At 71.9% G+C, this 15,086-nt stretch carries 12 protein-coding genes and 1 pseudogene; 6 read left to right on the forward strand and 7 right to left on the reverse strand.

The annotated features are described in order from the left end of the window. The first annotated feature begins 39 nt into the window (after positions 1-39). Entirely contained in the window at positions 40-3,165 is a 3,126-nt protein-coding gene (locus AB0H83_RS03215; RefSeq protein WP_360086007.1) for a nitrate- and nitrite sensing domain-containing protein, read from the forward strand. A 2-nt stretch (positions 3,166-3,167) separates the two neighbouring features. Continuing rightward, positions 3,168-3,581 carry a roadblock/LC7 domain-containing protein gene (locus tag AB0H83_RS03220; RefSeq protein WP_203845159.1) on the forward strand — a complete coding sequence of 138 codons (414 nt, stop codon included), beginning with the start codon at positions 3,168-3,170 and terminating at the stop codon, positions 3,579-3,581. A gap of 182 nt (positions 3,582-3,763) precedes the next feature. Here the strand turns inward: AB0H83_RS03220 and AB0H83_RS03225 are convergent, their stop codons facing one another. Beyond that, complete coding sequence (locus tag AB0H83_RS03225; protein ID WP_360086010.1) at positions 3,764-4,882, reverse strand: GuaB3 family IMP dehydrogenase-related protein; 1,119 nt, start codon at positions 4,880-4,882, stop codon at positions 3,764-3,766. 45 nt (positions 4,883-4,927) lie between these two features. Further along, entirely contained in the window at positions 4,928-6,430 is a 1,503-nt protein-coding gene (gene guaB, locus AB0H83_RS03230; protein ID WP_360086013.1) for an IMP dehydrogenase, read from the reverse strand. 178 nt (positions 6,431-6,608) lie between these two features. On the opposite strand from guaB, the gene AB0H83_RS03235 reads away from it, so the two are divergent. Beyond that, the gene (locus AB0H83_RS03235) at positions 6,609-7,001 is read left to right on the forward strand and encodes a DUF5319 domain-containing protein (protein WP_033357617.1); all 393 of its coding nucleotides are present in this window, start codon (positions 6,609-6,611) and stop codon (positions 6,999-7,001) included. A gap of 64 nt (positions 7,002-7,065) precedes the next feature. Here the strand turns inward: AB0H83_RS03235 and AB0H83_RS03240 are convergent, their stop codons facing one another. Beyond that, complete coding sequence (locus tag AB0H83_RS03240) at positions 7,066-7,824, reverse strand: LuxR C-terminal-related transcriptional regulator (RefSeq protein ID WP_360086018.1); 759 nt, start codon at positions 7,822-7,824, stop codon at positions 7,066-7,068. 180 nt (positions 7,825-8,004) lie between these two features. Here AB0H83_RS03240 and AB0H83_RS03245 point away from each other — a divergent pair. Continuing rightward, positions 8,005-8,352, forward strand: a pseudogene (locus AB0H83_RS03245) (WhiB family transcriptional regulator); the annotation flags it as partial. 140 nt (positions 8,353-8,492) lie between these two features. Here the strand turns inward: AB0H83_RS03245 and AB0H83_RS03250 are convergent. The 3 genes from AB0H83_RS03250 to groES all read right to left on the reverse strand — a co-directional run bounded on the left by AB0H83_RS03250 (position 8,493) and on the right by groES (position 12,159). Beyond that, positions 8,493-9,992, reverse strand: a complete 1,500-nt coding sequence (locus tag AB0H83_RS03250) for a molybdopterin-dependent oxidoreductase (RefSeq protein WP_360086021.1) — start codon at positions 9,990-9,992, stop codon at positions 8,493-8,495. A gap of 110 nt (positions 9,993-10,102) precedes the next feature. After that, positions 10,103-11,752: a chaperonin GroEL gene (groL, locus tag AB0H83_RS03255; RefSeq protein WP_360086024.1), complete on the reverse strand. Its 1,650-nt coding sequence runs from the start codon at positions 11,750-11,752 to the stop codon at positions 10,103-10,105. Positions 11,753-11,844: 92 nt separating this feature from the next. Then, positions 11,845-12,159, reverse strand: coding sequence for a co-chaperone GroES (gene groES, locus AB0H83_RS03260; RefSeq protein WP_063745435.1), 315 nt, complete (start codon positions 12,157-12,159; stop codon positions 11,845-11,847). Positions 12,160-12,390: 231 nt separating this feature from the next. Between groES and AB0H83_RS03265 the strand changes: the two genes are divergently transcribed. Together AB0H83_RS03265 and AB0H83_RS03270 are read left to right on the forward strand one after the other, a co-directional pair. Then, a complete protein-coding gene (locus AB0H83_RS03265; protein WP_360086027.1) occupies positions 12,391-13,155 on the forward strand; it encodes a hypothetical protein in 765 nt (254 codons plus the stop codon). 3 nt (positions 13,156-13,158) lie between these two features. Beyond that, complete coding sequence (locus tag AB0H83_RS03270; protein ID WP_360086030.1) at positions 13,159-14,376, forward strand: methyltransferase domain-containing protein; 1,218 nt, start codon at positions 13,159-13,161, stop codon at positions 14,374-14,376. On the opposite strand, the gene AB0H83_RS03275 is transcribed toward AB0H83_RS03270, so the two are convergent. Next, positions 14,336-15,082, reverse strand: a complete 747-nt coding sequence (locus tag AB0H83_RS03275) for a hypothetical protein (protein WP_033357622.1) — start codon at positions 15,080-15,082, stop codon at positions 14,336-14,338. The genes AB0H83_RS03270 and AB0H83_RS03275 overlap by 41 nt on opposite strands. Positions 15,083-15,086: the final 4 nt, after the last annotated feature.

Consider the following 15,086-nt stretch of genomic DNA (forward strand, 5'->3'; position numbering starts at 1 on the left):
GCTCAGGCGGCGCGATGACGCATGCGAAAGGTGTGAGGGGTGCAGACCTTCGCTTCGCCACCTTCATCGAGGGCTCCCGCCGTCGTCATGAAGGTGAACAGCCACCGGCGGCGCAGGCCAGGGGAGCCGCAGCGGCGCAACGCGTCGCTGTTTCGCGTCCGCGACTGGCGCGTGCCGACGAAGCTCGCCGCCGTCCTCGTGCTGCCCGCCGTCGCCTTCCTCGTCATCGCCGGCGTCCAGATCAACACCTCGGTGCAGGACGCCTCCAAGCTCGACCAGTTCGCCCAGGGGGTCAAGGTCGGCCGCCAACTGACCAACCTTATCCACTATCTGCAGCTGGAAAGGGACCGAACGGCCGGAGTTCTCGCCAAGTCGACCACCGGCGCCGCGACAGGTGGATCGACTTCGAGCAGTCAGGAGCTGGCAACCCACTACGCCGCCACGGACGCCGCGCTCGCCGCGTTCTCCAATGCCGCCCGGCCGCTGCTGACCAACCCGATCTTCAACCAGTCGCAGAACCGGGTGAGCGCCGACTTCCAGGACCTGTACCTGGTCCGCGAGGGTGTGAAGAAGCGGTGGCTGCGCGAGGAGGCGGTCTTCGACCAGTACACCTCCACCATCCAGCACCTGTTCGAGCTGGTCCCCGACCGTCCCGACATCGGCGGTGACTTCCAGTCCGTCAACGACGTGTCCTCGCTGATGGATCTCGCCCAGGCCAAGGAACTCAAGGACCAGCTGCGCGGGCGGATCTTCGCGGCCGCGAGTGCGGGCAAGTTCGCCCCCGACGACTTCGCGACGTTCTCGGAGATCCAGGCCCGCCACGTCGCGGCCGTCGAGCGGTTCCGCAACTCCGCCACCCCGCGGCACCTCGCCCTGTACGACCGCAACCTGCGCCAGACCGCCGTCGGCACCGTCGCGCGGCTCCAGCAGCAGGTCATCTCCCGGGCCCGGGGCGCCGCCGTCGGCGTGACCCCCGAGGAGTGGTGGCGGGCCAGCACCACCGAGCTGGACTACATCCGCACCATCGAGCAGGAGCTGCTCGAGGACGCGATCGAGGGCGCCGCCAACCGCAGCGCCTCGCAGCGCACCGACGCGATCCTGGCCACCTCCGTGATCGTGCTGGTCATGCTCGTCGCGCTGCTGCTGTCCTGGCTCATCGGCCGGTCGATGGCGCGCTCGCTGCGGCAGCTGCGGGCACAGGCGCTGGACGTGGCGCAGCACCGCCTCCCCGAGGCCATCCAGCGCCTGCGGACCCTGCCCAGGGGCGAGACGGTCACCGTCGACACCACCACCAGGGTCAGATCCACCGACGAGATCGGTGAGGTCGCCGACGCGTTCACCGCCGTGCACCGCAGCGCGGTCAGCCTCGCCGTCGAGCAGGCCGTCATGCGGCGCAACGTCAACTCGATGTTCGTCAACCTGGCCCGCCGCTCGCAGACCCTCGTCGAGCGGCAGCTGCAGCTGCTCGACCAGCTGGAGTCCGCCGAGACCGACCCCGACCAGCTGGCGAACCTGTTCCGCCTCGACCACCTCGCCACCCGCATGCGGCGCAACGACGAGAACCTCCTCGTCCTCGCCGGCAGCGAGGCGACCCGGCGGTGGGCGCAGCCGGTGTCGCTGTCCGCGGTGGCGCTCGCCGCGATGGCGGAGATCGAGCAGTACGCGCGCATCCGACACGACGTCGCCACCGACGTCTTCGTGGTCGGGCACGCCGTCTCCGACATCGTCCACCTGCTGGCTGAGCTGCTGGAGAACGCCACCACGTTCTCGCCGCCGGACACGGTCGTCACCGTCTCAGGGTGGCCGGCCAAGCAGACCAAGGAAGCCACGATCGTCATCGAGGACCGCGGTCTCGGCATGACCGAGTCCGGGCTCGTCGACGCCAACGAGCGCGTCTCCGCCCCGATCGCCATCGACGTCGCCGCGTCCGAGCGGATGGGCCTCGTCGTCGTCGGCCACCTCGCCGCGCGGCACGGCGTCCAGGTCCGGCTCGACGCCACCGATGAGGGCGTCACGGCGTACGTGACCCTGCCGGCGCGGCTGCTCGCGGCCCCGCCCGAGGGCGCCAATCTGTACCACGGCAGCGGCAACCGCGTCGCCGGCATGTCGCGCCTGCCGATCGCCGCCGAGGGCGACGCCCGCCCCGGTCCCGCGGTGATCTCCGCCGAGGACGCGCCGACGGCGGTGCTGCCCGCGCTGCCCGGCCGGCCGGGCGCCCCCGTCGAGGAGGACGTGCCGGCGGTCGCCGCACCGCCACTGCCCTCGGCGCCGGTCGCGGCGACGACCTGGCCGGTCGCATCCTCGGCGCAGGCCGGCACGGACGCCGTGCCCGCCAACGGGACCGCCGCGGGCTCTGGCCTCGCGGACCAGGGCGTTCCCGGGGACCCGCAGGTGCCCGGGGTGCCCGTGTCCGGCGTGCCGGTGTCGGGCGGTCCCGTGTCCGGTGCGCCGGTCTCGGCGGTGCCGGTGTCGGCTGTACCGGTGTCAGGCATGCCGGTGTCAGGCGGCCCGATGCGCGGCGTGCCCGTGTCCGGTGCGCCCGCGGCGGGCGGGGCCGGCAACGGGGCCGGCAACGGATCCGGCAACGGATCCGGCGCGTCGGGCCCGGGTGCTCCCGGCGCAGGCGGGGCGGTGCCCGGGGCGCCGGTCTCGGGGGTGCCGGTGTCCGGCGCCGGAATCCCCGTCTCGGGAGTGCCGGCCGGCGCGCCCGCGTCAGGGCCGCCGGCGCAGCACCCGACGAACGGAGGACCCGCGGGGGCGCCGCTGCGGCGCGGGCCCAGCCGGGCCGAGGACATCATCGGCGCGGCGGCGCGGGGCAACGCGGCGCCGCCGGCGAAAGGCACCCGCTGGTGGTCGAAGGCCGGCGCGGGCGACGCGCCCCCCTCGGCGGCACCGGCGGTCCCGGCCCAGCGCACCCCGGTGACCGCGGGCACCAGTGCCAGCGGCCTGCCGATCCGGGTGCCGCTGGCACAGTTGCCGGGTGACACCGGACAGGGGATCGTGCCGGACATGACGCAGCAGATCATGGTCTCGTCGCACACCGAGCCGGACCCTGCGAGCGTCAGCAGCATGCTCACCCGGTTCTACAGCGGCGTGCACCGCGCCGCGAATGAAGATGAGGTACCCACGGTGCCGATCAACGATCATCGAGGGAGCACGGCGTGACCCTGAGCCAACAAGCACGGGACCTGAGCTGGTTGATCAACGCCTTCACCGAACGGGTGCCGGGCATCGCGCACGCGGTGGTGGTGTCGTCCGACGGCCTGCTGGTCGCGGTCTCGGACCATCTGCCCCGCGACAGCGCAGACCAGCTGGCCGCCGTGACCTCAGGCCTGGTGAGTGTCACCAGCGGGGCCGCCCGCATCTTCGACGGCGACGAGGTCAAGCAGACCGTGGTCGAGATGGGCCAGGGCTTCTTCCTGGTCATGACGATCCGCGACGGCTCGATCCTCGCCACCCTCGCCGGCCGCGAGGCCGACATCGGCGTCGTCGGCTACGAGATGGCCCGCCTGGCGAAGCAGGCCGGCGAGATGCTCACCCCCGCGCTGCGCGCCGAGCTGCAGCAGGCCCTCCCCCGCTGACCGCTGACCGCGGACCGCTGACCGCGCTCTGAGCTCTGAGCTCTGCGCTCTGAGCGTTGCGCGACCCGCCGCTCGGCCGGCACCGCCGCCCGGTGTGGCGGACCGCACTGGCAGGCGAACCGGCACGCGAAACGGCCCGGACCGATGATCGGTCCGGGCCGCTGCGGCGTGGTGCGGGTCGGTCAGCGGTCGAGGACCAGGCCGACCTTCTGGAACTCCTTCAGGTCGCGGTAGCCGCACTTGGCCATCGCGCGCCGCAGGCCGCCGAAGAGGTTGAGCACGCCGTCGGGGTCCTCGGAGGGGCCGTACAGGACCTTGTCGAGCGAGCCGAGGGACTCCTCCGCGGCGCCGAACGAGCCGCGGGGCAGCTTCGGGTGGCTGGCGGCGGAGTGCCACCAGGCGCCGCCGGCCGGGGCGGACTCGCTGCGCGACAGCGGCTCGCCGACCATGACGGCGTCGGCGCCGCAGCCGAGGGCCTTGGCGATGTCGCCGGACGTCTGCAGGTTGCCGTCGGCGATGATGTGGACGTAGCGGCCGCCGGTCTCGTCGAGGTAGTCGCGGCGGGCGTCGGCGGCGTCGGCGATCGCGGTGGCCATCGGCACCCGGATGCCGAGGACCCGGTCGGTCGTGGACCACTCGTCGGCGCCGATGCCGACGATGACACCGGCCGCGCCGGTGCGCATCAGGTGCAGCGCCGTCTGGTAGTTGGTGCAGCCGCCGACGATGACCGGCAGGTCCAGGTCGGCGATGAACTCCTTGAGGTTCAGCGGCTCGTCGGTCGTCGACACGTGCTCGGCGGAGACGAGGGTGCCCTGGATGACCAGCAGGTCCACGCCGGCGTCGAGGATCACCGGGGCGAGGGCCAGGGTGTGCTGCGGCGAGACGCGCACGGCGACGGTGACCCCGCCGTCGCGGATCTCCTTGACCCGCTCGCCGATGAGCTCCGGCTTGATCGGCTCGGCGTACACCTCCTGGAGGCGCTTGGTGGCGTGCGAGTCGTCGTCGAGGCCGGACAGCTCCTCGAGGATCTTGGCCGGGTCGGCGTAGCGGGTCCAGAGGCCCTCGACGTTGAGCACGCCGAGGCCGCCGAGCCGGCCGAGCTCGACCGCGGTCGCCGGGCTCATGATGGCGTCGGACGGGTGCGCCACGCACGGGATCTTGAACGGGTACGCGTCGAGCTGCCAGTTGGTCGACACGTCGTCGACGTCACGGGTGCGCCGTGTCGGGACGATGGCGATGTCGTCCAGGTGGTAGCCACGCCGGGCGCTCTTGCTCAGCCCGATCTCGACCACGTCACGCATTTCGGCTCCTGCCCTTGCTCTGTGTTGGGGCCTACTGGGAGTGTGCTACCGCGAGTGGTAGTTGGGTGCCTCGACGGTCATCTGGATGTCGTGCGGGTGGCTCTCCTTGAGCCCGGCCGCGGTGATCCGGATGAGCTGGCCCCGCTCGTGCATGTCGGCCACGGTGGCGGCGCCGACGAAGCCCATGCCGGAGCGCAGACCGCCGACGAGCTGGTGGGCCACCGCGGCGAGGGGGCCGCGGTAGGGGACCTGACCCTCGATGCCCTCGGGCACCAGCTTGTCGTCGGACAGCACGTCGTCCTGGAAGTAGCGGTCCTTCGAGTACGACCTGGCCTGCCCGCGGGACTGCATCGCGCCGAGCGAGCCCATCCCCCGGTAGGACTTGAACTGCTTGCCGTTGATGAAGATCAGGTCGCCGGGGCTCTCCTCGCAGCCGGCGAGGAGGCTGCCGAGCATCACGGTGCTGGCGCCGGCCACGATCGCCTTCGCGATGTCGCCGGAATACTGCATGCCGCCGTCGCCGATGACCGGCACACCCAGCGGCGTGCAGGCACGGGACGCCTCCATGATCGCGGTGATCTGCGGCACGCCGACGCCGGCGACGACGCGGGTGGTGCAGATCGAGCCGGGCCCGACGCCGACCTTGACCGCGTCGGCGCCCGCCTCGGCGAGGGCCTTGGCGCCGGCGTAGGTGGCCACGTTGCCGCCGACCACGTCGACGGAGGTCTCCTTCTTGAGCCGGCTGACCATCTCGACGACCTGCCGGTTGTGCCCGTGCGCGGTGTCGACCATGACGATGTCGAGGCCGGCGTCGATGAGGGTGCGGGCGCGCTTGTAGGCATCCTCGCCGACCCCGACGGCGGCGGCCACCCGCAGCCGGCCGGCTTCGTCCTTCGTGGCGTGCGGGAACTTCTCGCTCTTGGAGAAGTCCTTGACGGTGATCAGGCCGCGCAGCTTGCCGGAGTTGTCGACGATCGGCAGCTTCTCGACCTTGTGCTTGCGCAGCAGCGCGCGGGCCTCGTCCTTGCTGACCCCGACGAGCGCGGTGTAGAGCGGCGCGACGGTCATGATCTCGCGGACGGGCGTGGACGGGTCGGAGACGAACCGCATGTCGCGGTTGGTGACGATGCCGACGAGCTGGCCGGCGTCGTCGACGACCGGGACGCCGGAGATGCGATACCGCCCGCAGAGCCTGTCGACCTCGCCGAGGGTGTCGTCGGGTGAGCACGTCACCGGGTTGGTGACCATCCCGGCCTCGGACCGCTTCACCAGGTCGACCTGCTGTGCCTGGTCCTCGATCGACAGGTTGCGGTGCAACGTGCCGATGCCGCCCTGCCGGGCCATCGCGATCGCCATCCGCGCCTCGGTCACCGTGTCCATCGCGCTGGAGACCAACGGGATCCGCAGGGTGATGTTGCGGGTGACGCGGCTGGAGGTGTCGACGGCGCTGGGCACGACGTCGGACTCACCCGGCAGCAGCAGCACGTCGTCGAAGGTCAGGCCCAACGGCAGAACGTCAGGTCGCGGCGAGAAATCCATGAAGCGCATCCCAGCTCTCGGTCGTCCGGCGGGTGCGTCTCATCGTACTTCCGCCCCGGCGGCGCACCCCTCCGCCATAGCCGGACGTGCCCTGGGTTACTCGCCCCGGCCTGCGCCGGGGGTGGCACCGGGCAGCGCTCTGCACGCCGAGCCCCACACGCGCGGGTATTGGGGCTACCGTTGAGGCGTGCACGAAGAGCCCATCGACCCGTTCGCCGGTGACCCGGCCGATCCTTCGGCCGAGCTCGACGACAGCGGCGCCGACGACCCGTTGACCGCCGCCGAGCGCCAGGATGTTCTCGAGGACCTTGCCGACCTCGAGATCTACCAGGCGCTGCTCACGGCGATCGGCGTCCGTGGGCTCGTCATCGAGTGTGAGGACTGCCACGAGCCACACTATTTCGACTGGGACCTGCTGCGGGGCAACCTGAAGCACCTGCTCACGTCGGGCCGGCCGCGGGTGCACGAGCCGGCGTTCGATCCCGATCCGGACCATTACGTCACGTGGGAGTACGCGCGGGGTTACGCTGACGGGGTCCATGACGCACTCGCGAGTGCGACGGACGACAACGACGGCTGAGCCGCCGGCCGCCCTCGTTTAGGTTTGCCGCGCGCGGGGTACCGACGCGGCATGGCATGCGACGCTAGCTCACCAGCCCGGCACGGAAGGCCGCCGCGACGGCGTGTGCCCGGTCGCGTGCTCCCAGTTTCCGGAACAGCCGGCGAGCGTGTGTCTTGACCGTGTCCTCGGAGACGAACAACTCCCGACCGATCTCGGCGTTGCTCTTGCCGTCGGCCATGCCACGCAGCACCTGCAGCTCGCGCTCGGTCAGCTCGACGCGGCGCCGCGGCGGCTCGCCGGGCACGTCGCCGCGCTGCTGCGGCACGCCCGCGCCCGCGACGCGCGCGTTGGGCATCCCCACGGCGGTCCGCGCCGCGGCGGACAGCCCCCGGCCGGCCGGGATGACACCGCCGGCGGGCTGGGCCTGCGTGCCGACCCGCGCGGGCAGCACGGGCTCGCCGTTGCTGCGGCCGACCTGGCTCAGCACCAGCAGCACCGCCTTCGCGAGCGTGGTCACCGGGTCCGCCGTGTCGACCCGGATGACCGCCCTGGCGCCGGCGGCGATCGCGGCGGCAGCCGCGCGCGGCTCCTCGGTGCCGAAGAACACCACCGTCGAGGCCGGCGACACCGCCAGGACCCGGCGGGAGAACTCCGCACTGTCGGGCCGGGCGAGGGTCGGGTCGGCCAGCACCAGGTCGGCGGGCTGCTCACTGAGCCGGGCCAGGGCCTCGACCATCGTGACGGCGGTCCGCACCGCGTGTGCCACCCCGAGCCTGGCCGCGGCTGCGGCGACCGTCTGTGCCGCGACCTGTGTTCGCACACACACCAAAATCGTACGCACCGTCGTGCTCCTCTCTCTCAAAGAGAGAAACACGAAATGGCGAGATCTAGACGTGGTTTCGCCGCGATTGGCCTACGAGAAATTGACCGGCGACATCCCGTTACCTGCGGCGGTCTCGCGCGTTGTACAAAGCTTGTGCGACCCGCGAATTCCAGCCCGCAAGCTAGGAAGGAGGGGCGAATGACGAATGTGACTCGACTGCCCGGCCCGATCGCGGACGTGTGGGACTGGCAGCGCCTGGGTCTGTGCCGTGGCAGGGACAGCGCGCAGTTCTTCCACCCGGACGGCGAGCGCGGCGCGTCACGCGGCCGACGGGAGGCCGCGGCGAAGAACGTTTGCCGCGCGTGCCCGGTCCGGGCGCAGTGCGCCGCGCAGGCCCTGGCGACCCGCGAGCCCTACGGCGTGTGGGGCGGCTTCAGCGAGAGCGAGCGCCTGCGGCTGCTGGCCGTCGGCTGGGAGGACTGCGCCGACCGCGGCCGCACCACCGTCGACGTGTCACGCCTGGAGGCGAAGCTGGGGCTGCGCCCGACGCCGCCGCTGGTGCCCCTGCGCACGGTGCGCACCCACCCCGCGCCCAACGTGCCGGCCCAGCGCCGCCGCGCCGGCACGGACCGCGCCCGCCCAGCAGCCAGGTAGCGGGTCGCGCCGGACCGGCCCCCACGGGCCGGTCAGCGCACGTCCACCTGCACCGAATGCCACCCGGTGGCGCCGTCGGGATCCGGCGGCGCCACCGCTTCTGTCTGCGTGTCACCGCCGTTGTCGGTGGCGCGCACGGTGAGCCGGTGCTTGCCGGAGGTCGCCGTCCACCGCAGCGTCCACTGCCGCCACGTGTCGATCGACGGCACCGCGCCGAGCGTCGCCTCCTGCCAGGGCCCGTCGTCGACGCGGACCTCGACCTTGGAGATCCCGCGGTGCTGCGCCCACGCGACCCCGGCGATCGTGACCGGCCCGGCGGCGGGGTTGCTGCCGTCGCGGGGGGTGTCGATCCGCGACTGCGTCTTGATCGGCCCCTTCCGCGCCCATCCGCGTTTGATCCAGTACGCGTCGAAATCGGCGAACGACGTCAGTTCCAGCTCGGCGAGCCATTTCGTGGCCGACACATATCCGTACAGGCCCGGCACCACCATGCGGACCGGAAATCCGTGCTCGATCGGCAGCGGCTCGCCGTTCATCGCGATGGCGAGCATCGCGTCGCGGCCGTCGCGCAGCAGCGCGGTCGGGGTGCCGGCGGTGAACCCGTCGACGGACCTGCTGACCACCTGGTCGGCGCCGGCCTTCGGGCGGACCTCGTCGAGCAGGTCGGCGATCCGCACGCCCTGCCACTTCGCGTTGCCGACCAGCCCGCCGCCGACGTCGTTGGAGACGCAGGCGAGCGTCACGTACCGCTCGATCATGGGCCGCGCGAGCAGCTCCTTGAAGGTGAGGGTGAGCGGCTTCTCGACCCGGCCGTGGATGCGCAGGGTCCAGTCGTCGGGTGACACCTGCGGCACGACGAGGGTCGTGTCGATCAGGTAGAAGTCCTTGTTCGGCGTCACGAACGGGGCCAGGTCGGGCAGGCCCGCGTCGGCCTGCGGCGGCAGCGGCGCGGCCGTGTCCGGCACGGTGGGGATCTGCACGGCGGCCCGGTCGGCCTGCACGCCGCGGCGGGTCGCCCACCAGCGGGCGGTGAGACCGGCGACGAACGCGGCGGCGAGGGTCCCGCCTGCGGCCCGCAGGAAGAAGCGGCGCTCGTCGAGGGTCTGCACCGGCGGCCGGACCAGCAGCCACCGCAGCACCCCGGCGCCGGCGGCGGCACCGGCGAGGGTGGGCACGAACGCGTACCAGGGCGCGTCGTGGCGGGTCAGCGCGGCGGCGGCGCCGACGAGCGCGAACAGCCCGATGCCGGCGTACCCGTACGCGATCCGGCGGGTGGCGAGGACGCCGACGGCGGCGGCGAACACGGCGAGGATCAGCAGCGTGCCGACCTGCAGCGCGAGCTTGTCGTAGGTGTAGAACACGGCCACGGCGAAGTCCTTGACGGACGCCGGCACCGCGTCGATCACGACCCCGCCGACGGAGACGAGCGGGGAGGTGGCCGCGCCGGTGAGGATCGCGACGACTTCGGCGACGCCGAGCGCCACCGCGGCTGCGGCCAGACCGGCGAACGCCGCGAACCTGGGAGTCTGCACGGCTCCAGTCTGCGCCGTGGACCAACGCCCTCCAAGGGCGGTAATCAATCCCTAATACAGTGCGGGGCCCGGTGGTCCACCGGGCCCCGCACTGGGATCAGCAGCCGGGATCAGAAGCCGGGGCCGTGCGAGTGGCCGTGGCCGTGCCCGTGGCCGTGGCCGCCGCCGGCGGCGGCGGGCTCCGGTGCGGCCGGCTTCTCCACGACCAGGCTCTCGGTCGTGAGCAGCAGACCCGCGATCGACGCGGCGTTGGAGACCGCGCTGTGGGTCACCTTCACCGGGTCGACGATGCCGGACTTGACCAGGTCGACGTAGTCGCCGGTGGCGGCGTCGAGGCCGTGGCCGAAGTCGAGCGCGGCGACCTTGCCGACCACGACGTAGCCGTCGAAGCCGGCGTTCTGCGCGATCCAGCGCAGCGGCTCGACGAGCGCCTTGCGCACGATCGAGACGCCGACCTTCTCGTCACCGGTCAGGCCGAGGTCGCCGTCGAGGACCGGGAGCACCTGGACCAGGGCGGCGCCGCCGCCGGGGACGATGCCCTCCTGGACCGCCGCCTTGGTCGCGGAGATCGCGTCCTCGATGCGGTGCTTGCGCTCCTTCATCTCGACCTCGGTGGCGGCGCCGGCCTTGATGACCGCGACCCCACCGGCGAGCTTGGCGACCCGCTCGTTGAGCTTCTCCTTGTCCCAGTCGGAGTCGGAGGCCTCGATCTCCTTGCGCAGCTGCTCGACCCGCGCGGTGACCTCGCTCTGGTCGCCGGCGCCGTCGACGATCGTGGTGAGCTCCTTGCCCACGACGATGCGCCGGGCTTTGCCGAGGACCTCGGTGCCGACCGACTCGAGCTTGTAGCCGAGCTCGGGGGCGACCAGCTCGGCGCCGGTGAGGATCGAGATGTCCTGGAGCATCGCCTTGCGGCGGTCACCGAAGCCGGGCGCCTTGACCGCGACGACCTTGAAGGTCTTGCGGATGGCGTTGACCACCAGGGTCGACAGGGCCTGGCCCTCGACGTCCTCGGCGATGATCAGCAGCGGCTTGTTGTCCTTGACGATCTGCTCCAGCAGCGGCAGCAGCTCCTCGATGGAGGCGATCTTCTGGGTGGTGACCAGGACGTAGGCGTCCTCGAGCACCGCCTCCTGCGACTCCGCGTCGGTGACGAAGTGCGGGGAGATGTAGCCCTTGTCGAACTGCATGCCCTCGGTGACCTCGAGCTCGGTCGTGAGGGTGGAGCCCTCCTCGACCGTGATGACGCCGTCGCGGCCGACCCGCTCCATCGCGGAGGCGATCAGGTCGCCGATGGTGGCGTCCTGCGCGGAGATGGTGGCGACCTGGGCGATCTCGGTGTGGCTGGCGACCGGGGTCGCCTTGTCCTTGAGCGCCTTGACGACCGCCGCGGCCGCCTGGTCGATGCCGCGCTTGATGCCCGCCGGGTTGGTGCCGGCGGTCACGTTGCGCAGCCCCTCCTTGACCAGCGCCTGGGCCAGCACCGTGGCGGTGGTGGTGCCGTCGCCGGCGACGTCGTTGGTCTTGGTGGCGACCTCTTTGACCAGCTGGGCGCCGAGGTTCTCATAGGGGTTGGCGAGCTCGATCTCTTTCGCGATCGTCACGCCGTCGTTGGTGATGGTCGGTGCACCGAACTTCTTGTCCAGCACGACGTTGCGGCCGCGCGGGCCGAGGGTGACCTTGACCGTGTCGGCCAGGTGGTTGACGCCGTGCTCCAGCAGGTGGCGCGCCTCGTCGGAGAAGCTCAGGATCTTCGCCATGCGTGTGATGTCCCTTCAAAGCGACACCGCCCCGGCTGCCAGCGCTGCGCGCACGGGTCCGGGGCGGTGGCCACTGCTCTACTTGGTCTGGGTCACTTCTCGATGACCGCGAGGACGTCACGGGCGGAGAGCACGAGGTACTCCTGGCCGCCGTACTTGACCTCGGTGCCGCCGTACTTCGAGTAGATGACGGTGTCGCCGACCTTGACGTCGATCGGGACCCGGTTGCCCTTGTCGTCGACACGACCGGGGCCCACAGCCTGGACGGTGCCCTCCTGGGGCTTCTCCTTGGCCGTGTCCGGGATGACGATGCCCGAGGCGGTGGTCGTCTCAGCCTCGTTGGCCTGGACCAGGATGCGGTCCTCGAGCGGCTTGATCGCAACCTTCGTCGCGGTAGTCACGGGCATACCCTCCTGGGGTATCAATTCTTACGCTATCGAGTGCCCGGTGAAGCCGTCGTCGCGGGTGCCGGCTCCAGCCGGTTGGCTGGCACCCTCGACACGAGAGTGCTAATCGGAGGTTATGTCGCTGGCTAGCACTCCGTCAAGGAGAGTGCCAAACACGCCACGAAATCACCCCGCCGTCGGCTAGGCGACGCACAGCGGCCGGACACCTCGCCGAGATCTACCCTCGGCGGTATGAAGAGGCTGTTCGGCGCGTTGATCGTCGCCATCCTGACCGTGGGGTCCGTGGCCGCCTGCGGCAAGAAGGACGGCGGCGGCACGCCCGGGGCCGCCGCCGGCACCGGACCCACCGACTCCGCCGCGTTCGGCGAGGGCCCCGGCGGCAGCGGCCAGCCGGCCAACCCCTCCGCCAGCACCTCCGAGCCGCCGGCGGCGGACAAGAGCCCCGCGGCACCCACCTACCCCGGCGACGCCAAGGGCTACTGCCAGGCCGTCGTCTCCGCCTGGACCAAGAACGACTCCGGCCGCATCAAGCAGCTCGCCGCGAGCGGTGCGGTGTCCAACTTCCAGTACATCGAGAAGGGCGCCGACGCCAACTGGAAGTACGTGAAGAAGGACGGCTCCGACTGCATCCTGCGCAACGACCACGGCGACCAGCTCCAGGTCACACTCGACGAGCACAACCTGGGCAAGCCGCAGGCCGTCACCGACGTCGTGATCGAGAAGACCGAGTACCCGTCGGACCCGTCCAGCTACGTGAACAACTTCATCAACGCCTGGTACAACGGCAACACGCAACGCATGGCGACCTACTCCAGCCACTCGATCGCGAGCTCCTACGGCGGCAAGAAGGCGCCGCCGAACTGGACGGAGAGCCAGCCCAAGGAGGACAAGGGCGACCACTGGCTGGTGCGGGGCTCGTCGAACGCCGGCGACAGCTATACGTTCAAGGTCAAGAAAAGTCTCGGCAAGGCAAACGGCATCCTAGGGATCTCATAACGCATGCTCGAACAGGCGCTCCAGGCCGCGGCGGCCCTGCCCGACGGGGATCCGCTCGCGGCCGCGTCGGCGCTGCGGGCGGCCGGCTTCCCGCCGGACCTCGCCGCGGCGGCCCTGACGCAGGTGGCGCTGCGGCGCAAGGCGGCGGCCAAGTTCGGCCCCGATGCGGCCGTGATGCAGTTCACCCGCGCCGGGCTGGAGCAGGCCACCCGAGGTCCGGTCGCGGCCCGGCGGGCGGCCCGGCTCGCCGCCGCGGGCGCCACCCACGTGGCCGACCTGGGCTGCGGCATCGGCGCGGACACCATCGCGTTCGCCCGGGCCGGCCTGCGGGTGCACGCGGTCGACGCGTCGGCCGAGGCGGCGCAGGCGGCGGCGGCGAACGTGCTCGCGCTGGGTCTGGCCGCTGGGGTATGCGTGGAGACCCGCGACGCGACCGAGGTCGCGCTGGACGGGGTCGACGCCGTGTTCTGCGACCCGGCGCGGCGCACGTCCGGCGGCCGGCGGGTGTTCGACCCGCGCGCCTACTCGCCGCCGTGGGACTTCGTGGTCGGGCTGGCGGCGCGGGTACCGATGACGGTGCTGAAACTCGCGCCCGGGATCGACCACGCGCTGCTGCCGGCCGGCGCCGAGGGTGAGTGGGTCTCGGTCGACGGTGACGTGGTGGAGGCGGCGGCGTGGTGCGGCCCGCTGGCGACCGCGCCGCGCCGGGCGACGCTGTTCCAGGGATCCGGGGTCGTTTCGCTGACGGGCACCGGCCTGGCGTCCGCCCCCGTCGGACCTGTCGGAAATTTCGTCTATGACCCCGATGGGGCGGTGGTCCGGTCGCATCTGGTCGCCGAGTTCGCGGCCACGGTCGACGGCACCCTCGCCGACCCGACGATCGCGTACGTGCACACGGCGGCGGCCGTGCCCAGCCCGTACGGACGCTGCTACGAGGTGCTCGACCAGCTGCCGGTGGCGGTCAAGCGGTTGCGGGGCGCCCTGCGGTCGCTGGACGTCGGCTCGCTCACGATCCTGAAACGCGGCTCGGCGCTGGACGTGGAGGAGCTGCGCAGGTCGCTGCGCCTGTCCGGCACCCGGGCGGCGGTGATCGCGCTGACCCGGGTCGCCGGCGCACCCGCCGTGCTGCTGCTGGACAGGGTCGCCAACACGGGGCTCAGTACAGTTGCCGACACGGGCCTCAGTACAACTGCTGGCCCAGACGGCGCTGCAGGTCGATGAGCACGTCGTCGGCCAGCTCCTCCGGTGGCCGGCGGCCCAGCTGATCCGCCAGCATCCGGCCCGATTCGCGGCACATGTCCCACGTCACCCGTTCGTGCAGCCAGCGCAGCCACTCCACGACGTCGTTGATGAAGAACGCGACGATCTGCTCCGAGCCGCGGACCCGCCGCTCCTCCCCCATCACCGTCAGCGCCGCGGCCAGCCGCCGGCGCGGGAAGTCGTGGCCGGCCAGGGCGTCGGCGAACACGTCGGCCCGGTGCCGCGGCGCCGTCGGCGCGACCGTCAGCTTCGGGAACGGCGGGTCGCCCGACGTCCACACCTGCGCGCTGCGCGGCACGAACTCCGGCTCCAGCACCACGTCGATCCGCGACGCGTGCCCAGGGTCGTCGACGGCGACGAGCACCCGCGGCTCCACCGAGCTGACCTTCGTCACGAACCGCGACAGCCCCGTCGCCTCCTCCACACAGAACCGGGCGTCGGGCAGGTCCAGCACCCCGTCGAACACCAGCCGGCCGACCCGCGGCCCGGCCCCCTGCCACAGCCGCACCCTGACCAGCCCGACCTGCGGGCGCGCCGCGACCCGTACGTGTCGGTCGGTCGCGGTGACCGGCCCGTCACCGTCGAAGACGGACATGTCACGGCCGCTGGTGGCGCCCAGGAAGATGTGCCCATAGCCCAGGTACATCTGGACGGCACCGATCTGCATCTCG

This window comes from Dactylosporangium sp. NPDC050688 (genome assembly GCF_040654515.1).
Classification (GTDB): Bacteria; Actinomycetota; Actinomycetes; order Mycobacteriales; family Micromonosporaceae; genus Dactylosporangium.